General features: G+C 52.3%; 17 protein-coding genes and 1 pseudogene. 7 read left to right on the top strand and 11 right to left on the bottom strand.

The features are described 5' to 3' along the window. Nucleotides 1–80 precede the first annotated feature (80 nt). Both DB48_RS15190 and tamB read left to right on the top strand, forming a co-directional pair. Nucleotides 81–1,871, top strand: a complete 1,791-nt coding sequence (locus DB48_RS15190; protein ID WP_041511066.1) for an autotransporter assembly complex protein TamA — start codon at nucleotides 81–83, stop codon at nucleotides 1,869–1,871. Beyond that, nucleotides 1,868–5,818: an autotransporter assembly complex protein TamB gene (gene tamB / locus DB48_RS15185; RefSeq protein ID WP_052813811.1), complete on the top strand. Its 3,951-nt coding sequence runs from the start codon at nucleotides 1,868–1,870 to the stop codon at nucleotides 5,816–5,818. The genes DB48_RS15190 and tamB overlap by 4 nt, the downstream gene beginning before the upstream one ends. 104 nt (nucleotides 5,819–5,922) lie before the next feature. Here tamB and fadR read toward each other — a convergent pair whose 3' ends face one another. Beyond that, a complete protein-coding gene (gene fadR / locus DB48_RS15180; protein WP_052813810.1) occupies nucleotides 5,923–6,684 on the bottom strand; it encodes a fatty acid metabolism transcriptional regulator FadR in 762 nt (253 codons plus the stop codon). 298 nt (nucleotides 6,685–6,982) lie between these two features. Between fadR and nhaB the strand changes: the two genes are divergently transcribed. Next, entirely contained in the window at nucleotides 6,983–8,578 is a 1,596-nt protein-coding gene (gene nhaB / locus DB48_RS15175; protein WP_041511065.1) for a sodium/proton antiporter NhaB, read from the top strand. Between the two features lie 147 nt (nucleotides 8,579–8,725). Further along, nucleotides 8,726–9,240 (top strand): annotated as a pseudogene (gene dsbB / locus DB48_RS15170) (disulfide bond formation protein DsbB). A gap of 850 nt (nucleotides 9,241–10,090) precedes the next feature. Here the strand turns inward: dsbB and DB48_RS15165 are convergent. The 6 genes from DB48_RS15165 to DB48_RS15140 form a co-directional block, all read right to left on the bottom strand. Beyond that, a complete protein-coding gene (locus DB48_RS15165; RefSeq protein WP_041511064.1) occupies nucleotides 10,091–10,441 on the bottom strand; it encodes a hypothetical protein in 351 nt (116 codons plus the stop codon). A gap of 69 nt (nucleotides 10,442–10,510) precedes the next feature. Further along, complete coding sequence (locus DB48_RS15160) at nucleotides 10,511–12,103, bottom strand: ORC-CDC6 family AAA ATPase (RefSeq protein ID WP_041511063.1); 1,593 nt, start codon at nucleotides 12,101–12,103, stop codon at nucleotides 10,511–10,513. A gap of 13 nt (nucleotides 12,104–12,116) precedes the next feature. Further along, nucleotides 12,117–12,827: a hypothetical protein gene (locus tag DB48_RS15155; protein ID WP_041511062.1), complete on the bottom strand. Its 711-nt coding sequence runs from the start codon at nucleotides 12,825–12,827 to the stop codon at nucleotides 12,117–12,119. A 740-nt stretch (nucleotides 12,828–13,567) separates the two neighbouring features. Then, entirely contained in the window at nucleotides 13,568–14,008 is a 441-nt protein-coding gene (locus DB48_RS15150; protein ID WP_041511061.1) for a YcgN family cysteine cluster protein, read from the bottom strand. Between the two features lie 104 nt (nucleotides 14,009–14,112). Beyond that, entirely contained in the window at nucleotides 14,113–15,111 is a 999-nt protein-coding gene (locus tag DB48_RS15145; protein ID WP_041511060.1) for a lytic murein transglycosylase, read from the bottom strand. A gap of 8 nt (nucleotides 15,112–15,119) precedes the next feature. Beyond that, the gene (locus DB48_RS15140; RefSeq protein WP_011865981.1) at nucleotides 15,120–15,401 is read right to left on the bottom strand and encodes a YcgL domain-containing protein; all 282 of its coding nucleotides are present in this window, start codon (nucleotides 15,399–15,401) and stop codon (nucleotides 15,120–15,122) included. Nucleotides 15,402–15,527: 126 nt separating this feature from the next. Between DB48_RS15140 and minC the strand changes: the two genes are divergently transcribed. From minC to minE, 3 genes are read left to right on the top strand one after another with little or no spacing between them, the layout of a single operon-like run. Further along, on the top strand, nucleotides 15,528–16,193 hold the full coding sequence (minC, locus tag DB48_RS15135) for a septum site-determining protein MinC (RefSeq protein ID WP_041511059.1): 666 nt from the start codon (nucleotides 15,528–15,530) through the stop codon (nucleotides 16,191–16,193). Between the two features lie 24 nt (nucleotides 16,194–16,217). Continuing rightward, on the top strand, nucleotides 16,218–17,027 hold the full coding sequence (gene minD / locus DB48_RS15130) for a septum site-determining protein MinD (RefSeq protein ID WP_041511058.1): 810 nt from the start codon (nucleotides 16,218–16,220) through the stop codon (nucleotides 17,025–17,027). Nucleotides 17,028–17,029: 2 nt separating this feature from the next. Then, the gene (minE, locus tag DB48_RS15125) at nucleotides 17,030–17,290 is read left to right on the top strand and encodes a cell division topological specificity factor MinE (protein ID WP_041511057.1); all 261 of its coding nucleotides are present in this window, start codon (nucleotides 17,030–17,032) and stop codon (nucleotides 17,288–17,290) included. A gap of 132 nt (nucleotides 17,291–17,422) precedes the next feature. Here minE and rnd read toward each other — a convergent pair whose 3' ends face one another. The 4 genes from rnd to DB48_RS15105 all read right to left on the bottom strand — a co-directional run bounded on the left by rnd (nucleotide 17,423) and on the right by DB48_RS15105 (nucleotide 22,301). Next, nucleotides 17,423–18,529 (bottom strand): ribonuclease D, encoded by a 1,107-nt coding sequence (gene rnd, locus DB48_RS15120; RefSeq protein ID WP_041511056.1) that lies wholly within the window; start codon nucleotides 18,527–18,529, stop codon nucleotides 17,423–17,425. Between the two features lie 90 nt (nucleotides 18,530–18,619). Beyond that, nucleotides 18,620–20,293: a long-chain-fatty-acid--CoA ligase FadD gene (fadD, locus tag DB48_RS15115; RefSeq protein WP_041511055.1), complete on the bottom strand. Its 1,674-nt coding sequence runs from the start codon at nucleotides 20,291–20,293 to the stop codon at nucleotides 18,620–18,622. Nucleotides 20,294–20,493: 200 nt separating this feature from the next. After that, complete coding sequence (locus DB48_RS15110; protein ID WP_052813809.1) at nucleotides 20,494–21,450, bottom strand: alpha/beta fold hydrolase; 957 nt, start codon at nucleotides 21,448–21,450, stop codon at nucleotides 20,494–20,496. Continuing rightward, a complete protein-coding gene (locus DB48_RS15105) occupies nucleotides 21,447–22,301 on the bottom strand; it encodes a class I SAM-dependent methyltransferase (protein WP_041511054.1) in 855 nt (284 codons plus the stop codon). Before DB48_RS15105 ends, DB48_RS15110 begins: the two co-directional genes overlap by 4 nt. Between the last annotated feature and the right edge of the window lie 51 nt (nucleotides 22,302–22,352).

The following is a 22,352-nucleotide window of genomic DNA, read 5'->3' as shown; positions in this document are numbered from 1 at the left end:
TTCAACTAGATAGAGCCTTTTTCTTGCGGATCTTTGCGACCTTATCCCGGCTATCGACACTCGCCCTACTCTGCCTGTGCATGGGGGTATCGCCTGTCTGGGCGAACGACTGGTTAACGGTCGAGATCGACGGCGCCGACAAGGCGCTTAAACGCAACATCACGGCTCACCTTGGCGCCCTGCCAAGCTCTGAGGTGCAACGCCGCGCCTTTATCTTCAACGCCGATGAAAACATCGAGGCCGCGCTGCACTCCCTCGGCTACTACAAGGGCAAGATAGACCAGCAACTGGAGAGCCCAGAAACCGGCCCCTGGATCCTGCGCCTATCTATCACCCCAGGTGCGCCGACGGTGATCCAGTGGATCGACATTCAGCTGACAGGCGAGATCCTCGATGACAAGGCGGTCAACGACTGGCTCGAGCAGATCAGCCTAAAGCCTGGCGATGTGCTCAATCATGGTGAATATGAGGCGATCAAGTCTCAGCTGCTCACCTATGCGTTGGCCAGGGGCTATTTCGAAGGCAAGTACCTCACCAACCAGATAGTGGTCAACCGGGATCTCGACAGCGCACAGATCAGTCTGCATTACGACTCGGGCCCGCGCTATCGCATCGGCGAGGTGAGCTTCAACGGCCACGATCTGGTGCCGGGTTTTCTCGACCGCCTGATCCCCTTTAAGCCCGACTCCCATTACAGCACGGGTAAATTAGGTGCACTCAACCGGGAGCTGGTCGATACCGGCTACTTCACCAACATCAAGGTGCTGCCTCAGCTCGATAAGATGCAGGACGACAGGGTTCCCATTCGGGTAGAGGTCACCCCAAGGCCCAGTCACTCTATCGAACTGGGTTTGGGCGCCGACGTCGGCAACTCCATCGACAATAATATCGAGCCCAGAGTCAGGGTCACCTGGCGAACGCCGCAGATCAATCGTTACGGCCACTCCCAGGAGAGCAGCGTAGAATGGTCGCCGGACAGGCCCAAATTTCTGACCACCTACACCATCCCCATGAGCCATCCGCTGGACGATCAGCTCAAGATACGTGTCGGCCTGCTCAGGGATAAGTATGGGGTTACCCAAGTCTATGACGCCGATAAGCGCGACTTTCGTAACACAGGCGAGCTGGAATCGGTCAAGAAACTCGTCGGGGTCGTCAGGCAGAAGCGGTTGAAGAATCAATGGCTGTTTACCTATTCATTGGATGCCATCAACGAAGAATATGCTCAGTCGGATATCGATTATAATCCCGACGTTTTACTGCTGGGCACCAGCCTGTCGAAAACCACTCGTGGCGACAAGAGTCTGGACCCTAAGTCGGGCTTCTTTCAATATTACAGCCTGGAACATGCCGACCCGACACTGGGCTCAGATCTGCGCCTGACTCGGCTACAGGCCAAGTTTAAGTGGATAGACACCTTCTTCGACAAACACAGGTTTGTCTCCCGCCTGGATCTGGGCGCCAACCTGGTCAAAGATGACGAACTGCCCTTGGTACCGCCATCGCTGCGCTACTTCGCCGGGGGCGATCAAAGCATCCGCGGCTATAGCTATCACGAACTCGGCCCCTATATCGACTATACCAATAGCGAGGGTCAGCTGGCCCGCGTGGTGGTCGGTGGCCGCTATCTGCTGGTCGGCAGCCTGGAATATCAATACTATCTTACCCCGACATGGCGAGTCGCCAGCTTTATCGATGCCGGTAGCGCCTTCGACAGTCAGCAGTTCGAGCCCATCGTCTCAGTTGGCGGCGGCATCCACTGGATCTCCCCCATAGGGCCGATCAAGCTGGATCTCGGCGTCGGTCTGAAAGAGACAGACACAGTGGATCGCAGCTGGCGCATCCATATCACCATGGGGGCCGAGCTATGATAGAAACGCCCGATGATTTAACCCCGTCTCAGGAGCTGGCCCTGGGGCTTAAAGGCGAAACGCCCGCTAGTGGAAAGGCGCAAAGGCCAAGATCTTTGCTGTACCGCCTGGCCTGTTGGCTGCGTAACCTGGTTCGCGTGCTGCTCTATCTGCCGCTGGCCCTGCTTATCCTGCTGGCCATACTGATAGGTACCCCTTTTGGCAGTCATGTGGCGGTGAATCTCGCCGATCTCTTAGTGCCAGACTTAAACCTGAGCTATGGCGGCGGCACACTCAATGGTCAGCTAAAGCTGGAACATGCCAAGTGGCAGATGACGGGCATAGAGGTCGAAACAGAGGGACTTAGCCTCAAATGGCGTCCCCTGTGTCTGCTGCAGCGTCAGCTCTGCGTCGATTCCCTTGGCGCCGATGCGGTGCGGGTGGAGATAGATACCGACAAGCTGGTATCGTCGACGCCGGAGGAAAAACCGCCCGTTGAGCAAATCGAGGACGATGGCCCGCTCACCCTGCCCTTGGGCATCATCCTCAACCAGAGCGCCCTGCAGCAAATCAGCGTGCGGGTGAATCAGATGCAGTTTAATGCAGACTACCTTGCGGCCAAGGCCAGCTGGCTCGAGACGGGCCTGCGGGTCAATCGCCTCGACAGCAAAGGACTGATGGTGTCTATCCCGCTGGGGCAAGGCGAGGGCTCGGCTCAGGCTAACTCTCTGCCTAATACTCAGACAAACACTCAGACTCAAGTACCTACACCAGTCCAGACGCAGGCAACAGCAAGCCGACAAGATGAGACAGACTGGCCCCTGAGCCAACTGCCCGAGGTCGAGATCCCCATGCCTATCTTTATCGACGGCGCGCAGCTGGTCGACAGTCAGCTCAGGCTCGGCGAGCGTGTCGATAACTTTGCCGCCATAAGCCTCGCGGGCAGCTACCTCGGCTATAAGATCACCCTGGACAACCTGGCCTTCAGCCACGACTACGGCAAGGCGCAACTCGACGGTGAGATCAGCCTGACGCAAGATTATCCCATGGCGATTCAGCTTCAGGCCGATCTCAACGCCAACGGCGTCAGCGAGTTGCCCGAGCTTAAGCGCCAACGCCTTAACGCCGAGATAAAAGGTGGTTTCGCTGACCTTGCCGTCAAGCTTAAGGGCGAGGGGCATCTGGTGTTTGACTTAGATGCCAAGGCCAACCTGAGCACAGCTGCGCTGCCCTACGAGTTACACCTGTTAAGCCCCCACCTGATGTGGCCACTGGCGCAGGCCCAATATGAGGCCAAGGCATTAACCCTTGAATCTAGCGGTAGCCTAAAGGCTCAACGGCTCAGGCTTAACGGCGAGCTAAGGACCCCCTACCATCCCTGGCTAACCCTGGAAACCGAGCTATCGCACCAGGATCAGCAGCTTGAGGTCGCCACACTCAGGGTCGACAGCGAGATGGGCAAGCTGGTTCTTAGCGGCGCGCTCGGTTACGGCCAGACCATTAGCTGGCAGCTTGCGGCCAACACTCAGGACTTAGATCTCGCCCAGCTTAACATCGCGCCCGAGCAGCCCCTGCCCGCAACCCTGATCAATGGCAGCCTGCACAGCAAGGGGGAATTTAGTGATAAGGCCTGGTCGATAGGCATCAGCCAGGCAGATCTTGAGGGGCATGTGGACCAATATCCACTCAAGATTCAGGGGGATATCGCCCTGAATGACAAGTTCCAACTTAACGCAGAGCATCTGCAGATCGACGCCCTCGAGTCCCAGTTGACCCTCTCCGGGCGGGTGGATGATGTCTGGGCACTGGATGGTCGCCTGAGCGTGCCAGCCCTGAGCTTATGGGATCCGAGCGCCAGCGGCGCCATCGAGGCGGTCATCAATGTATCTGGCGACGACGAGCACCCCGAAGTCGCCATCAATGCCGATACCATAGAGCTCAAGTACGCCGATATCACTGTCGATAAGGCCAAGCTTATCGCCTTCTACCGTCCCCAGGATGCGCACCAGTTTGCATTGTCGCTGAAATCCTCAGACATCAAGGGGCAAGGCATGGAGCTGAGTAACCTCACCCTAGGCGTCAAGGGAGATATCACCAGGCAGAAACTGGGCCTGCAGACCTATGGCGATCTGCAGCTCAACACCTCGATCGCCTCAACCTATGATGAAAAGGCGCAGCGATTCGATGCCAAGATAAAGCGTATCAGCCTCAATTCACGCCTGGGCCCCATGGCGCTGGACGAACCTATCGACCTCTACTGGGACAACCGACAGGCGAAAGGCCAGCTCTCCCCCTTCTGTTGGCGCCATGACGCCGCCAGTCTCTGTCTGACCGATCCCGCCGAGCTCGGTGACAAGGGCGATACCCGCCTGCAATTGGTCGGCGATCTCGGCGCCCTGCTGGCCCCCGTACTGCCGGAAAACCTAAAATGGCAAGGCCCGACCCAGCTCGATGGCGAGTTTCAATGGGCCAAGGATGCCAAGCCGACGGGTCAGCTGACACTGGCCATGGCACCGGGGCAGTTCGATCTCACCACCACCAAGCGACAGATCCAGGCCCAGTATCGCTACCTCAACCTCAAGGCCCGTCTGGATGAGCAGCAACTCGGCATCGACGCACAGCTGGAATCCGAGCGCTTTGCCAAGATAGATAGTCAGCTGGTGATCAGTACCGATCCCGAGCACAGGCTAAGCGGTAAGATAGATTTGAAGGATATCGATCTCCATGCCCTGTCCGACTTTACGCCTCAGCTAGAGGTCCTCAGCGGCCAGGTATCCAGCGCCATCATACTGGGCGGCACGCTGGATGAGCCGGATCTCAGCGGCACGGTCGACCTTGTCGACGGCCAACTGGCGGCGGCCGCCAACCCCACGCTATTGGATAACATCAGCCTCAAGCTCACCCTGCAGGGACAGACGGGACGGGTCGCGGGTCAGTGGACCATGGGCGATGGCAAGGCCGGCATAGCAGGCGATATAGACTGGACAGAGGGGCTCAATGGCAAACTCAACTTCAGCGGCAACAAGCTGGCCATCATTCAGCCGCCGCTGGCGATACTGGACGTGTCACCGGACATTGACATCAGCTTTAGCAATAAACACCTGGATATTCGCGGCAAGCTGGACGTCCCCTCGGGCCATATCACCATAGCTCAGCTCCCCGAGGGCGGTGTGGCCGAATCTGACGACGTGGTCTTCAACGACAGCCTCGCCAGTCAAGTCCAGGTTAAAGACCCCATCGCGGTCACCAGCCAGATAGCGATCCAGGTCGGCGACAAGCTCGTCGTCGATGGCATGGGCCTGAGAGGCCTGCTCGTCGGTACGCTGGAGCTGCGCCAGGCCGCCTTTAAGCCGCCGCTGCTCTACGGCGATATCAAGGTGGTGAACGGCAATTACAAATTTATGGGGCAAACCCTATCGATCAAGGCCGGTGAGGTGCAGTTTGTCGGCCCTATGGCGGTGCCTAACCTGAATATCGAGGCGATCCGAGAGATTAAAGATGAAGATGTGATCGCCGGGGTGCGCATTACCGGCACGCCGCAGAAACCCATAGTGACCCTCTTCTCTAGCCCGTCCAAAGAGCAGGCCGAGATCCTCTCCTACATCATCAAGGGAACCGGGTTTAACAGTAACGATTCGGATCAAAACAGCGCCCTGATGATGGGCGCCGCGCTGACCCTGGGCAATCAGCTGGGCAAAAACGCCTTCGGTAACCTCGGCAGCTCGGCATCCAACATCATAGAGAAGCTGGGGATCTCTAACGTGCAGTTTGATGCCAATGATGACGGTAAGGTCGCCATCAGCGGCTTTATCGGGGAAGATTTGATGGTCAAGTATGGTGTGGGGGTGTTCAATCCCGGCTATGAGATGACGGTGCGTTACTACCTGATGTCTCAGCTCTATCTTGAGAGTGTCTCGGGGACCATCTCTAAGACCCTGGACATCTACTACAGTTTCGACATCGACTAGCGCCCTGACCAGCCCTAATCAGCAAGCCAGTACAGACACAAATAAAAAAGCCGCTCTTTTAGAGCGGCCTTTCTTTATTTAAACAGGTCTTTTAGACAGAGCTTTTAGCCCTGGTTGGCCTCGGCCGACTGCATCAGGTTCGCCTTATAACGCTGCCACACCTTACCGCTGTTGATGCCATAGCTGCGCATCAAAACCGGCACGTCGTTGTGGTTGTGATCTTTGGCTAAGGCTTCGAGCGCCTGGTAGAAGTCCAGCGCCAGCTCGCGCGCCTTCTCGATGGCAAAATACTCTTCACCCACGCGGCTATAGAGGCCCTTGAAGCCGTTAAGGATCAACACATAAAGCGGGTTGCCAGAATGGTAAGCCAGGGTGTGATGCAGATGGTAATCGAATTCGATAAAGGCCTTAGCATCATCCTTTAGGGTCGCCAGTGGCGCTAACGCCTCTAATACCTTGTCTGGGTTGTAACGCACCGCGCCCTTAAAGTAGATGGCGCTGATGTTGGTACGGGCCGACAGCAGTTGCTCCAGCAGCACAGGCTCACCGGCAGGATTAAGCTCGGCGATGGTCTCAAGCACGTTAAGCCCAGAGGTTTCCCAGATATCATTAACCTTAGTCGGCTTACCGTGTTGAATGGTCAACCAGCCATCGCGGGCGAGGCGCTGCAGCACTTCGCGCAGTGTCGTACGTGTCACGCCGATCAGTTCAGACAATTCGCGTTCGGCTGGCAGAATGGAACCGGGTGGAAACTTTCCCTCCCAAATCGAACGAACAATATACTTTTCGGCAAAGCTCGCAGGACCCTTCGCTTCAATAATATCTTTGTCTTTAGGCGTTACAGGTACTTGGGGGACAGTTGTCATCAGGCCACTATTCCAATTTATTCAAAGTTATCTTGGGCACTGATCATACCAGAGCGGTAAAAAATGGAAACCTAATCCGTAACATTACTGGATAAGATCAAGGACTCAGATCGCAATAATGAGCAAAATAGAGACCACATCAACAAGCTTGTGATATAGATTGCAGTTAATGTCTGTTTTTAGGCAATCTGAGCTAAAAAGGTATTAAATTCTACATATCATTAGGATACACTGAATTGAACAGCGGACTGTTCGTTAACTTTCTGTCAAAAAAAAATTATATAGATGAGAGGATGCCATGCCTGTGACCATGAGTCAGGCGTTTATTGACAATTTCTTAGGAAATTCTCCTAAGTGGTTCAAAATCGCAATTTTATCATTCTTAGTGATCAACCCGATCGTCTTCTACCTCAATCCATTTGTTGCCGGATGGTTACTGGTAGTCGAGTTCATCTTCACGCTGGCCATGGCGCTGAAATGTTATCCCTTACAACCCGGCGGTTTGCTTGCCATTGAGGCGGTATTCATCGGCATGACCTCCCCCACACAGGTACTGCACGAGATCGAAGCCAACCTCGAAGTGCTGCTGCTATTGATCTTCATGGTCGCCGGCATCTACTTCATGAAGCAGTTGCTGCTGTTCGTGTTCACCAAGATGATCACCAAGATCCGCTCTAAGGTAGTGGTTTCCTTGATGTTCTGTGTGGCATCGGCCTTCCTGTCGGCCTTCCTCGATGCGCTGACCGTGATTGCCGTTATCATCGCCGTGGCCGTAGGTTTCTACTCTATCTACCACAAGGTCGCCTCAGGCAAGAACTTTGCCGACGATCACGACCACACCTCTGACAGTCACGGCGAGGGGCATCCCCTGTGTGAAGACGAGCTAGAGGCATTTCGTGGCTTCCTGCGTAACCTGCTGATGCACGCCGGTGTCGGTACCGCATTAGGTGGGGTCTGTACCATGGTGGGTGAGCCGCAAAACCTGATCATCGCCGCCCAGGCCAACTGGCAGTTTGGTGAATTTGCCCTGCGCATGGGCCCGGTGACCATTCCTGTGTTTATCGCGGGTATCGCCACCTGCTTCCTGGTAGAGAAACTCAAGTGGTTTGGTTATGGCCAACAGCTGCCCGAGGCGGTACATAAGATTTTGTCTGACTATGCCTCTTATGAAGATGCGCGCCGCACCAACCATGACAAGATCAAGCTGGTCATCCAGGCCTTAGTCGGCATCTGGCTCATCGTGGGTCTGGCCTTCCACCTGGCCTCTGTGGGTCTTATCGGTCTGTCGGTGATCATCTTCACTACCGCTTTTAACGGCGTCACCAACGAGCATGCCCTGGGTAAGGCGTTTGAAGAGGCACTGCCCTTCACCGCACTGCTGGCGGTCTTCTTCGCCATCGTGGGCGTGATCATCGACCAACAACTGTTTGCGCCTGTGATCCAGTGGGCACTGAGCTACGAAGGCAACACCCAGCTGGTGATCTTCTATATCGCCAACGGCCTGCTCTCTATGGTGAGTGATAACGTGTTCGTGGGTACCGTCTATATCAACGAGGTGAAGGCCGCGCTACTGGATGGCCAGATCACCCGCGATCAGTTCGACCTGCTGGCAGTTGCCATCAACACGGGTACCAACCTGCCATCTGTGGCGACGCCTAACGGTCAGGCTGCCTTCCTCTTCCTGCTGACCTCGGCCATCGCTCCGCTGATCAGGCTCTCTTATGGTCGTATGGTGTGGATGGCGTTGCCCTACACTATCGTATTGTCGATCGTGGGTATTGTGGCCATCGAGACAGGCTTCCTCAGCGACATGACCCAATACTTCTACGATTCACACATGCTGATCCACCACTCTGTGGCGGAAGCGGCAAAAGGCGCCGTCACCGGCCATTGATGAGCCATAGGTCAATTAACCGGCCCTTAGGGGCCGATATTAGTCGTCACCAGACACTAATTTGTTGATTGACTGAACTTATCTAGTTTCGTAAAGTCTTAAAAACGCCTCTAGCAGTTAGAGGCGTTTTTTTATAGGAGAATATCGTTGAGTGCCCTGACCCGATTCGCACAGTCTCGCTTAGCCTGGACCATACTGCTACTGACCGCCCTAGGCCTGGAAGCTTGTGCCCTCTTCTTTCAACACGTGATGAAACTCGACCCCTGCGTCATGTGTATCTATCAGCGCCTCGCGGTACTCGGCGTATTAACCGCCGGCCTCATCGGCGTCATCGGCCATGGCTATCGACTGATACGTTTTCTCGGGGTACTGCTATGGGGCGTTAGCGCGGCCTGGGGCCTCAAGCTAGCACTGGAACTGGTAGAGATGCAGACTAACCCGTCGCCTTTCTCCACCTGCTCCTTCCTGCCGGAATTTCCCGAGTGGATGCCACTACACGAATGGTTCCCCTCACTCTCCTGCCTACCGGCATGTGCACCGACATCCCCTGGGAGATGTTTGGCATCACTATGTCACAGTGGATGGTGGTCGCCTTCAGCACCTACCTGATTGCCCTGGCGGTGTTTATCATTCCGGCGTTAATGCCAACGAAGAAGGCTTGATGTGCGCTCAAGGTAGCGCTTTTAAGAAACGCCCCTAACGGGCGTTTTTTGTGGCTAGCTATCGCCTAGCCACACATGTCGCTTGGTATGACACCAAGCTTGAGTTCGCTTCAGTAGTACCAAGCTTCATAGCGACTTACCGAGAATGTCTTAAGTCCGACCTTCACTACAACCTAACGCCTGCCCGGCGGGGGATGTGCAGATACATCTGCTACACGCCGTAAATCCATCCTTGGAGGCTCGACGATGGCATCCCTGCCATCGACGTCCGCAGATGCATCTACACTGGGTATCTAACGTCTCTTCGATTTGGCGGAATTGATGGCGATTAGCATATCAAACGTTCTATTAAGTTAGAGCCAAAAGCTTTCATTTTTAAATTGTAGGTATGGGAATTTCGATACGCTTGAGTAACGACAACCAACGAGGTTATTTATCTGGGACACCTTCAAGCGTACCATCGATGCAACCTAACGCCTGCCCGGCGGGTGCTGCACAAGGAAGTACCAATGTCGTGATCACAGGGATGTGAAAGAACGACGTATGTGCAAACACAATTTTGGCACGGTGAGTGAAGCAAAGCTTCGAGCTACGAACGAGAGGCATGGATGCCGAGCTGGCATTTAAACAGGGATGTTGTTTGAATATGTCCCTATACGCTCCCCGGCGACGTCCTGTCGCCGAGGGCCAAAATCGTGTTCACACTGGGTATCTAACGTCTCTCCGAATTGGCGGAATTGGCTTTGAAAAGGATATTCACAAGAAATTATGAAATTGAATCTCCTGACTACGAAACAGGGCTTAGGTATGCAGAAGCGGAGATAGTTTAACTGAGCAGCACTATCACTTGTTAGTTGCCATATGCTTGATATGCCCTTGAAGAAGCAACTAAAGTCTCATCTAAAATTGAAACATACCAATTTTCTGATTTTCTGTTTTCGTAATAGACCCTGACCATTTTTCTGGCATGTTGTTCAATAGTGAGATCGCCAACAGCCAGAGTATTAGCAATTTCATTGGCAATATCTGCTCCAAATTCCCTTTTTAAAGCTTCCCTATATTGCTGATAGGTCATTGGAAATTGTGCTATTAACCTTGGCTCAATTTTGCAAAGTTCATCAGCTTTAATCAAAGAACCAATGATCTCTGACGGCTCTGGCTTTCTTATAGATTTAATTTTTTCAATTAGTCCTTTAAGCACAATACACTCCTTTGGCACCTAACGCCTCTAACACCGGCGCAGCTTTGCTGCGTCCAAGTTGTTAATTCTTTATCCTGACAAGTATTCGAAAACAGCAGACGTAGCTTCATTCTTAATATACCTAGAGCGTACCTCGCCCACGTAATATGCTCTTTGGATAGTCTCCTCTGTGGCATCCAGAACATCTCTGATCGTATTTAGAGACAGTCCTTTTAACGCATCAATAAGCCACTCAGGTAAATCAAGAAAATCGACTGACTTTCTAAGTTGGTCATCTAAAGCTGAACTAATGGTTTGATCATCGAAATCATCTAAATCTGTTTCAAGGCTGCTAAATGTTGTGTGATTGGCTCCATACTCGGTCATTCTTTTAATAGTAAGGTTACGAACGATAGTGTTTCCGGTTGAAGCTGGTGTATTTTCTAACGATAACAAACACCCCATATTCACACTATATCTTGCCCCTACACCACTTCTCGTGGCTTTTACCGCATCAGAATGCAATGAAATAATCCCTGTATAGCAAAGTAGTCCTAAAGCTTTTTTTATCTTTGCGGGTGAATCTTTGTGAATCCAGAAGAAGCATGACGTTTTCTTGTCATCGGACAAATATGTATCATTTTTTTGCTTTATTTCAGGTAGAACGTGTTCTTCAACAAAGTCCCTCCCCCAATTGATAAAATCCACAAATCCAGAATATTTATCGGCAAGCAATGAATGCTCTTCCCATATATCGCTTTTGTAAAACTCTTTAATTACAGTATTTACTTCGCGCGAGGATACTGATGGCGCTCTTACTAGAGTTTTTAAGAGAACTCTAGGGTTTCCGTTAGACGCATACGCCAGCAATGAAAAATTACCTATGTTTTGTGCAATTTTCCCAAGTAATCGACTATCCGCTTGCTTCTCAACCATGTGCCTCATATTTTCGACGTAGCCGGTACTCGATACATCTCTCTCTAGATTAATAAAAATTGCATCATGTATTGGCTGAAAATAATCTCCAAATGATGTTACACCAGGGTAAACTGCTGCATTACAGTTTATGTATGGGCTATTAATATCCCGGTATAGGCTAAAAAACTGACGTTGCTGAGCAGGCCTTAGTATATGAGCAGCTTCGTCAATGAAGAAATTTACCGTCTCTATTCCGGCTTCTTCGCAAATATCTTCTACAGCCTCTTTGAAATCATCTATCGATGGCAGAAATTGAGAATCTATCGTCTGAGATGGCTGAGGTTTCCATGAATTTTCAAATTCTTCAACTAATCTGGACAGATACTCCTCTTGCTCTTCGTTATTTCCCGACAATAAAGATACAGGCAAAACGAAACCAGCTTTCGTTAAACTTCTGATTAGCGATGAGCACAGTTTCGCAAGCATCCAGTGATAAAACTGGGATTCATCTGTTAGTTGCAGAACCGCACCTTGTGTGAATGACACGTATACTGGAAGAATCTTAAGCTGCTCTAGATCTCGTTTTAGCTCAGCTTCCGCGACTCTCAACAAGAATGACTTACCTACCCCGCGACTACCAACCAAGACAATAGGGGAATCACTTTTGAGTCGCTCAATGATTGAGCGATCTTCCGGTGTTTCTACGAAATAATCTAATATTTTTGTAGGTTTAATGGTTTCTGTACGTATTTTAAAATCTGTCATCTCTATGGTTACCTCAGGAAGCGAATAGGAGATTGAACTCTACGATTCCGCCCAACTCCTCTCTTGCCATTTCCTCTATCTTATTGAGATCGTGGCCCTCTATATCTTTTGAGAACCGCATGAATAGTAAGAATAAAGCTAAAAACCTACTAGTTTCCATGAAATCAATCCAACGTTCCAGTAGAGAGGTGTTGAATTCAATAGAGTTTGGCAGCTCCTCAATTTTATTGAAATTTCCATGTATAAACTCAGAAGATTCTCTATAAAGCTTTGATGCTATAGTTATTAAATGATCGCCTTCAGATTCTACTTCTGAATAAAATGCTCGGATGAATATTTTCGAAAATATCCCATTCTCTTTATCGACTAGTGACCCCCAAGATATATCCCGTAGACCAAGCTTCCAGTGTCTTAAGTGGAGCTCATTGGTTGAAAGATAGATAAATCGACATATCTGTTCCAAGAAATATCGCTGCGCTAAAAATGAGTACCTATATTGGCCACTTACAACAGCCTGAAAACCAAGTTCAAACTCTTGGATTGCACTAATAAGAATGGTGCAATCAGTTCCATCTTTAAGTAGCTCTGTCCACGTATTCAAATCATCTGAGAATTGGAACAACTCGACAAGCTTAGAGCCCTGATTTGAAGAAAACGAATCTTCTATCACCTGGCCAAACTGGCTATTGAGACTCGAGAAGTGATCTTTACAGTTTGTTTCCATCCAAAGTAATCCTTGCATTCCTTTGGCACTTGAGAGTTAACGCTTATTAACGAAAACGCCGCCTATGTAAATCAATATCACTTAATACCCATCTTAACAATTGTTCATAACCAATTGAAAAATCGATAAATAATGATATTGCATAACAAGAGTAAAGTAACTCATCCTAAAACAAAGTGAAACCTAACTTATTAGAAAAGACGAAACCTTTACCGCTTGCTGTTAGAAATAAATAAGAACAGAGTTAACTTTTAAGGGATTTGATTGGCACATGGTGGTTGGCTTTTTCATTCCCTGAATGGCGTAGTCGATGTTTGATTCGAGTTGGCCTAGCTCTGTCCTTGATTGGTGATACTTTAATCTATCTTGTAACTAGTATTCAACATCTCATATCACATTTTTGTGCGTTTTTTCTTTAAGAAGAATAACTTGTATCTACTAGCAACAGATGAAGCTAAATCGAAGAGATGATAAATACGAGTGTAAGCACGCTTTTGGCCTTCGAAATCAGGGCCGAAAATGTTCCCTACATTTTTCGGCATTCCCTACATCCATGTAGGTCAGATGATTTCGCAGAGCCCACACGGACGTGCTTGCGGCGTGCCAAAAGAGTGCTTGCACAACCCCCGCCGGGCAGGCGTTAGGTTGCCATGAAGGTATGACCTTCAAAATCCCATCAAATGCCCAAACAGGTAGAAGCTACAACCACATTTTCCTCGCTTTAATGAGAAAGCGAACGCCTAGTCGCAATCTTTGAGCGGCCAGAGCACGATATGATCCTCAAGGTACCTCACCTTGTTCTCATTAATCACCTTGTCGCGGGTCGACATCCCCAGCTCATGCATCTTTTGCTTGTCGCCGGTTAACAGTGGATGCCAGCTCGGCAGATCGCGGCCCTGATAGAGGCGGCGATAGGCACAGCTGTCTGGCAGCCAGGTGAGCTCGGCGATATTATCGACCGTCACCTTAGTGCAGCTGGGCACAAAGGTGAATCGCTGCTCGTAGTGCATGCAGTGACACGCCTTTGCATCGAGCAGCTTACAGGCGGCATTGGTGTAGTAGAGTTCATCGGTTTCGTCGTCGATGATCTTATTGAGGCAACACTTACCGCATCCATCGCAGAGCGACTCCCATTCCTGGGCACTCAACTCTGCAAGGGTTTTCTCTTTCCAAAACGACATCTTTACTATTCTTTCAAGGGCCGACCTCTGCCGCTTTCAGCGGGCTGAGTCCGGCTTAATGTGGGAGGCCGAGCGGCGCTTGCCTGCTCGGCATCTGAAATGGTCTATTTTATCTCAGGATACTTGATTCTTTCTGACAGGTAGGTCACGGCCAGGGTAAGGTGTTCTGACCCTTGGGTCTTTCTGAGCACCCGATAGTTGTCATACACTAGGTAGCTGCGACCATTCTTGCCATCTGGCATGATGAGCGAGACCTGCATATCCTTGCGTGAGGGCAGATCTGAACCATTAAAGCGTCTGACGCCCAGCGCCTGCCACTGATCGAAGCCCTTATGCACCGCTAGCCCCACGAGATCTTGGGGTAAGGCCTTGGGCGTGCTAACCTGACGTCCCCAGGTGCCATCATAATCCCAGCCCAGCTGTTTAAGATAATTTGCCGTGGTGGCAAAGGCATCATCCAGGCTGTGCCAGATATCTACCCTACCGTCGCCGTTACCATCCTGACCATACTTAGCCAGTTGTTTGGGGGTGAAGTGGGGATAGCCCATCAGGCCGGAGGCATCGCTCTTGAGGCTGTCGAAGCTGAGCTGGTCGCGCTCCATCAGCTTGAGCGCCGAAATAAACGCCGCATCACTCTGCTCATCACCGGCGTAGGCCTGTTCGCCATGGTAGGCGTTAGAGGCGATCACCGTCAGCGCGGGATAGTCGCTGGCATCGAAGGCCGAGGTTATGCCCCAGTAGGCCAACACAAACCTTGGCTGGACGCCGTACTCCTTGCCGAGTCGGTCGAAAAGCGCCTTGTTATCGCGATACAGGCTTCTGGCCTGCTCGACTAAGGCTTCGCTCACCCGATTTGGCAAATATTTGTCTAAATTCTCAGGGCCGCTCTTGGCGGGTTCATTGACAACGGCCTTCTTGAACAGCTTTATCTGATCGAAAACCGCATCTATGGTGCCCTGGGCGATCCCCTGCTCGACTGCTTGCTGCTTTAACTCAGAAAGATACTGATCGTAACTGAGCGCGGACTCCTGAGCTTGTAAAGGGCTGGCTAAAAGCAGGCCATTTGCGAGTAGAGCACTTAGCAAAACATTCTTTAAAAACATGCATTTTCCTAATCTCTGCTATAACCTATCTCTTTCTTGTACTCTTCGAGTAGGTTAACCGGAGGTGGTGGTAATTGAAGATAATACCCCTTCTCGGCAAGTTCAACTTTTACTTTTTCGATATCGGCAAGGGCTAACTGTTCACGTTTGTTCAGTGGCAGCAACATCACCAGTTCGGGCGTACCAAACATCTTCATCAGCGGCTCGGGCACACGCTCGAAATCGTTGCGTTTCTCCACAAAAAGATAACTATCGGGTTTTAAGCGACTCTTATATACAGCACAGATCATATAGGGCGAAATTTCCAGTTTATTCAACTTGCCAGCAAATTCCGCACACTATAACATGGAGCGCAAGGATTATAATAATATCTAACCGGCCCAGGCCGGTTAATTTTATCAAGAGCAAGTTTAGGAATGCAGAAACCTAGCCTCGAATTAAAAGGCTCTTCATTTACGCTTTCAGTGCTGCATATTAATGATGCAGATCTCGACGGGGTCGCCCGCGAACTCGACGATAAACTGGCCATCGCGCCGCAGTTTTTTCTTGGTGCGCCCCTGGTGGTCAACCTCAGCGCCATCTCAGATCCCGACTATAACCTCGCCGGCCTCAAAGATCTTTTGATCTCAAGGCAACTGGTGATCGTGGGGATCACAGGCGCGCCGAGTGCCATCGCCAACCAGGCCAAGGCCTTAGGGCTTGCGCTGATTAAATCTGGCAAACAGAGTCAGAACCAGCCCCAACTGCCCAAGACCACCAAGATAGTGAAGCAAAATATTCGCTCTGGTCAGCAGATTTACGCAAAGAATGGCGATCTCATCATCATTGGCGCCGTGGGTAACGGTGCAGAAGTGATTGCAGATGGCAGCATACACATATACGGTAGTCTTAGAGGCAAGGCCATGGCGGGTGCCAATGGCGATAAGAATGCCGTGATCATCGCCCAGAATATCGATGCCGAGCTGGTCTCCATCGCTGGGCAATATTGGTTAACCGAGAATCTACAGGCACATGCCTCGATCAAGAGCGGTTGTATCAGGCTAGACGGCGACAGCCTTACCGTTGAAGCACTATCGCTATAGAAATTGAAAAGGACAAAAACAAACATGGCACAAATTATTGTTGTCACCTCAGGTAAGGGTGGAGTGGGCAAGACCACTTCGAGTGCGGCCATTGCCACCGGCCTGGCATTGAAAGGCCATAAGACAGTCGTGGTCGATTTCGATATCGGTCTACGTAACCTGGATCTCATCATGGGGTGCGAGCGCCGCGTGGTGTACGATTTCGTCAACGTGATCAATGGCGAAGCCAACCTGAATCAGGCGCTGATCAAAGATAAGCGCACCAGCAACCTGTTTGTACTGCCCGCCTCACAGACACGAGACAAAGACGCCCTGACCAAAGAAGGGGTTGGCCGTGTACTGGAAGAGCTTAAGCAGGACTTTGACTACATCATCTGCGATTCACCCGCAGGTATCGAGACGGGTGCCATGATGGCCCTCTATTTTGCCGACACCGCCATTGTGACCACCAATCCGGAGGTTAGCTCGGTGCGCGACTCAGACCGTATCCTGGGCATGTTGCAGAGCAAGTCTAAGCGCGCCGAAGAGGGGCTGGAGCCGGTCAAGGAGCTGCTGCTACTGACCCGTTACTCCCCTACCCGCGTGGCCACCGGCGAGATGCTCAGCGTGGCGGATGTGGAGGAGATCCTGGCCATTCCGCTACTTGGGGTGATCCCCGAGTCGCAAGCCGTACTCAAGGCCTCTAACTCGGGCATACCTGTGATCATCGATCAAGAGAGCGATGCCGGTAAGGCCTACAGCGACGCCGTGGCACGACTAACGGGTGAAGAAGTAGAGATGCGTTTCGTCACCGAAGAGAAAAAAGGATTCTTGAAAAGGATATTTGGTAGCTAATTATGTCTTTACTCGATTACTTCAGAGCGAAAAAAGAGCCAACGACCGCCGTCACCGCCAAGGAAAGATTGCAGATCATCGTCGCCCATCAGCGCGGCGAGCGTGATGCGCCAGACTACTTCCCGGCGATGAAACAGGAGATCATCGAGGTGATCCGCAAGTATGTGCAGATAGACAGCGACCAGGTGTCGGTGCAGCTGGATCAGAACGACGACAACCTGTCGGTACTGGAACTCAACGTCACCCTGCCGGAAAAGCCGTAGGCTCCTGGGCAGGAAAAAAGCAGCACTTACGTGTATTAACGCGCATTAACGCAGCAAAAAAAGCCCTCTGATGAGGGCTTTTTAATGGGCGCCTTTTAACGGCTGCGAGTAAAAAAGACTGGGATACTCGCCCTAGCAGCTGATCTCGGCCAAGACGTCCTGACTCAGTTCACCGCGCCAGCCCTGTAACACCAAGGGCGTCTCGCCCTGACCGTCATTCCAGCGCCACTGCAGGTACTCATGAATATGGCGCTTAGAGCCCAGCAGCTCCATAGGCACCTCATGGGTTTCAGCCACCAGGGTCAAGGCCTGCTTGATCGCCTTGAAGGCCGACTTATAGCCAGGTTTTAGTGCAATAACATCGATAGCCTCGGGCAGGTTATCCAGATCCGCCTTGGCCATCTCGGCGATGATCGCCTTGGCATGCATGCGTTTCTCCTGCTCGGTCAGCTCTGTCATCCTGAAGATCTCGCCGGTAGATTTGGGCTGCTTCTTGGCCAGCGCCAGCAGGGCGTGGTCTTTAATCACGAAGCCCAGGGCTAAGTCTCGGTCCAGCGCCTTTTGCAGGCGCCACTTGGCGAGCACCTTCAGATAGGCCAGCTGCTTGGGGCTGAGCTGAAAGGCATTCTTCACCCTAAGGTAGGCGCTGTCGCCATCCGGGCTCTCTAAACGCCCCTGAGTCATGCGCTCGCCCTCTTCCAACAGCCAGGGCATTCTGCCACTCTGTTTGAGCTTTTCTAACAGCTGGGGATAAAGCTGATAGAGGTAATCCACATCGTTGGCGGCATATTGCAGCTGGGCATCGGTCAACGGGCGCTTCATCCAGTCGGTGCGCGACTCGCCCTTATCCAGCTGTACGCCTAGGCAATGCTCCACCAGCTTGGCATAGCCCATGCCATGGCCCCAACCACAGAGTGCGGCGGCGATCTGACTGTCGAACAACACCTTAGGCTGACAACGACCATAACGAGCCAATACCTCGAGATCTTCGCTGCATGAGTGCAGTACAGTGATCATGTCGTCACGTTCCAGCAGCGCCCAAAATGCAGAGAGATCGCTCACCGCCACAGGATCGATCAAGGCGAGGGTCTGTCCGTCATAGACCTGGATCAACCCCAGCTTGGCGTAATAGGTGCGGGTGCGAACAAATTCAGTATCTAACATCAGGACCTTCGCCTGACGATACTTGTCCACCAGCGCGCTCAGGCTGGCGTCATCCTCTACATATTGAAAGGTCAAATCTCATCTCCAAATACTGTGGCTCGGTGAACGCAAAAGCCGGCATTATGCCGGCTTTGAGTCACCTAAAACAGGTGGTTCCCTATGCAACTAGGCCGATTTGGCTTCGTCGCGCAGCTCGCGGCGTAAGATCTTACCCACGTTGCTCTTAGGTAGCTCATCCCTGAATTCTACCAGCTTAGGAATTTTATATCCCGTCAAATGATGACGACAGTGCTTGATCACCTGCTCTTCGGTCAAAGATTTATCTTTCGGTACCACAAACACCTTCACCAGCTCGCCACTCACCTCGTGGGGAACGCCCACGGCAGCTACTTCCAGCACCTTAGGATGCAGGGCCACTACCTCTTCCACCTCGTTGGGGAAGACGTTAAAGCCGGAGACCAAGATCATATCTTTCTTACGGTCAACGATATAGAAGAAACCCTTGTCGTCCATGTAGCCGATATCGCCCGTAGCTAGGTAACCATCCTTATCGATCACCTTAGCCGTCTCCTCGGGGCGCTGCCAGTAGCCCTTCATCACCTGAGGCCCCTTGGCGTAGAGCTCACCCGTCTCCCCCTGAGGCAGCACATTGCCCTCTTCGTCACGCACCTGCATATCGGTATTGGCGACCGGGAAGCCGATAGAGCCGTTGTAGCCCTCTAGGTTATATGGGCAACAGGTCAGCAGCGGCGACGCCTCGGTCAGGCCGTAACCTTCAAGCAGGCGGGTCTTGGTGATCCCCTGCCACTTATCGGCCACCGCGCGTTGCACCGCCATGCCGCCACCGATAGAGAGCTTAAGGTTGGCGAAATCTAGGGTCTTAAATTCTTCGGAGCTGACCAGGGCGTTAAATAGGGTGTTCACCCCGGTAAGCGCGGTAAAGGGATGCTTCTTTAGCTCAGACACGAAGGCCGGAATGTCCCTCGGGTTAGTGATCAGCAAATTGTTGGCCCCCTTATGGAGGAACAACAAACAGTTCACCGTCAGCGCGAAGATATGGTAGAGCGGCAGCGCCGTGACCACAAATTCCTTACCATCCGCCAGCAGCGGCGAATAGGCGGCATCGGCCTGCAACAGGTTGCTGACGATATTGCCATGGGTCAGCATGGCACCCTTAGAGACTCCAGTGGTACCGCCGGTATATTGCAAGAAGGCGATATCATCTCCCTTTATGGTCGGCTTCACATACTGCAGGCGACGCCCCTTAGAGAGCGACTGACGCATAGAGATGGCGTGGGGCAGATGATATTTAGGCACCATCTTCTTGATGTACTTCACCACAAAGTTCACCAGGGTGCGCTTAGGCGCGCTCAATAGATCCCCGAGACCGGTCAGGATAACGCTCTTCACCGGCGTCTGATCCACCACCTGCTCCAGGGTATTGGCAAAGTTAGACACCACGACGATCGCCTTGGCGCCCGAGTCGTTGAGCTGATGCTTAAGCTCTCTTGGGGTATAGAGCGGATTCACGTTGACCACCACCATGCCGGCACGCAGGATACCAAACAGGGCGATAGGGTATTGCAGCAGGTTAGGCATCATGATCGCGACGCGATCGCCCTTCTCCAGCTTGAGTTCATTTTGCAGATAGGCGGCAAAGGCACGGCTGCGCTCTTCGAGTTTACGATAGGTCAGCGTCGCGCCCATGTTGACGAAGGCGGGCTGATCGGCATACTTGGCCACCGAGCTTTCAAACAGGTCGATGAGCGAGCTGTATTGCTGCGCATCGATGATAGATGGCACATCATGGGGTAAATTTTTCGTCCAAAGCTGTTCCACGAGTCTCTCCTAAATCCCCAGGCAGAGTTAGGGTGAATGAAATCATTCACCTAAGGTTTCAAATATAGAAACTAAACACTGACTTATAAATATTGTAGGTAACACCCAAAAAAATCATACGGGCGTTTTAATTTTGAACATCATCACACAATTAGAGTAAAAATCCTAGTGTAATTTTACCATCTCTTGCCGAGGGGCTGTCACGCTAAAAATGCCTTAATTGCCGCGGCAACCTCAAGGTGATTGCCCATATGGAGATGATGGTCACCCTCGAGCGTTACCTGAGTGAGATCTTGATACCAGGCGGCGACCGTATCGGCCAAATTATCGCCAGCACGATCGCCCGTACTATGACCAGTACTATTGCCAGCCCCAGCACGGGTTGCCGACACATTCCCCATCAGGGGGTAACCCGCTTTGGCGCGGATCGCCAGCACCTTGCCGGCGTGGCCCTGCATCAGGCCGCTGACATGGTCAAAATTGAGCCGCATGGGCGAATCCAGCTTGAGTCTGGGGTCGCTGCGCCAATAATACTGACCCTCCATTTGCTGCAAGTTACGCTCAAGGATCAATCGGCACCAGGGCATATCCAGCCCAGTCAGTTTATGCCTCGCCCTGACGGCAGCATCTAGCACCACAGGTTTAGCCGCCATCTGACTCGTCGCCGCGCGCTGATGGGCGTCGAAGCTGCGCCTCAACCGCAACTTGCTCTTATCCGGCGACTCAAACAGGGGCGCGAGCGCCTCGATTAAGATCCAGCGCTCGGCCTTCTCGGCAAAGGCGGCGCTGTAGGCCGAGGCCACTATGCCCCCCAGCGAGTGGCCTATCACCCCATGTAGCGGCTGATGACGCACTATGGCATCGATCAGCAACTCAAGATCATAGAGGTAATCTATCCAGTGCAGCGGATAACCGCCGGGCCTGTGCTGTGACGCGCCGTGGCCCGGCCAATCGATCGCCAGCAGCCGATAGTCATCAAGATGCTGGGCGAGCGGCGCGAAGCTATTGGCGTTATCCAGCCAGCCATGGAGCGCCAGCAGTAGCGGCTTATCCGCCTCGCCCCATAGACGCCCACCGAGGCGAATATGGGGCAGCGTGATAGTGACCTCGTCACTCCCCTGGCTTGGAGCACACAGCGGCGCTAATGGATCACTCATGCTTTAGGTTTTTTAATAAATTTCAGCGTCATACGATCGCTCTCACCGATAGCAAGGTACTTGGCCTTATCTTGCTCCCCAAGACGCAGGCTCGGCGGCAGGGTCCAGACGCCCTTAGGATGATCTTTACTGTCCTTAGGATTGGCGTTGACTTCGCTGCTAGCCACCAGGGTAAAACCCACCTTCTCGGCAAGGGCGATCATCTCATCCTGCACCATGTAGCCAGTGCTCAGGTCCATGCCAGGATTGGCCCTGTGTTCGACCACGCCAAAGGTACCGCCAGGCTTAAGCACCTCATAGACGGATGCGAAGACCTGCTCAAGCGCTCCGGCCTTGGCCCAGTTATGCAGGTTTCTAAAGGTCAGCACGGCATCGGCGCTGTTAGGGGCGCCGAGACTGACGAGTCTTGGCGGGTCGAATGGTATGCTAGAGGCTTGTCCCAGCTTATCGGAATGGCTCTGCAGCCAACTATCCAGCGCCTTGCCCAGGCGAATACGATAGCCTGGCACCTCAAGGCCCTCAGGCGGGTTGGCATCGAAGTTGGCGGCGATATAGTGCCCCTCCTTGGCCAGATAGGGCGCCAGGATCTCGGCGTACCAGCCGCCGCCGGGCCACAACTCCACCAGGGTATCGCTCGGTTTAATCTCGAAGAAACTAAGGGTCTCGCCTGGATGACGATACTGGTCTCGCTCAACATTTGCCGCTGTGCGCAATGGATTGCTTAACGCATCTGTGACCTGTTGATTGACCAGAGTCGGCTCGCTGGCCTGGGCATACTTTGGGCTGACCAGGCTAGGCGCTGCCACGCCTATGGCTAATGCCAGTGAGGCCGCTAAAGTTAAGGATTTCATCGATTCTCTCCCTGAAATAAGGCTATTGGAAAGGCCTAAGCTAGCAGGCTA

It is taken from the genome of Shewanella sp. cp20 (assembly GCF_000832025.1).
Classification (GTDB): Bacteria; Pseudomonadota; Gammaproteobacteria; order Enterobacterales; family Shewanellaceae; genus Shewanella.
Note: the sequence above shows the minus strand (reverse complement) of the source record. Positions and strands in the feature narration are given on the sequence as shown.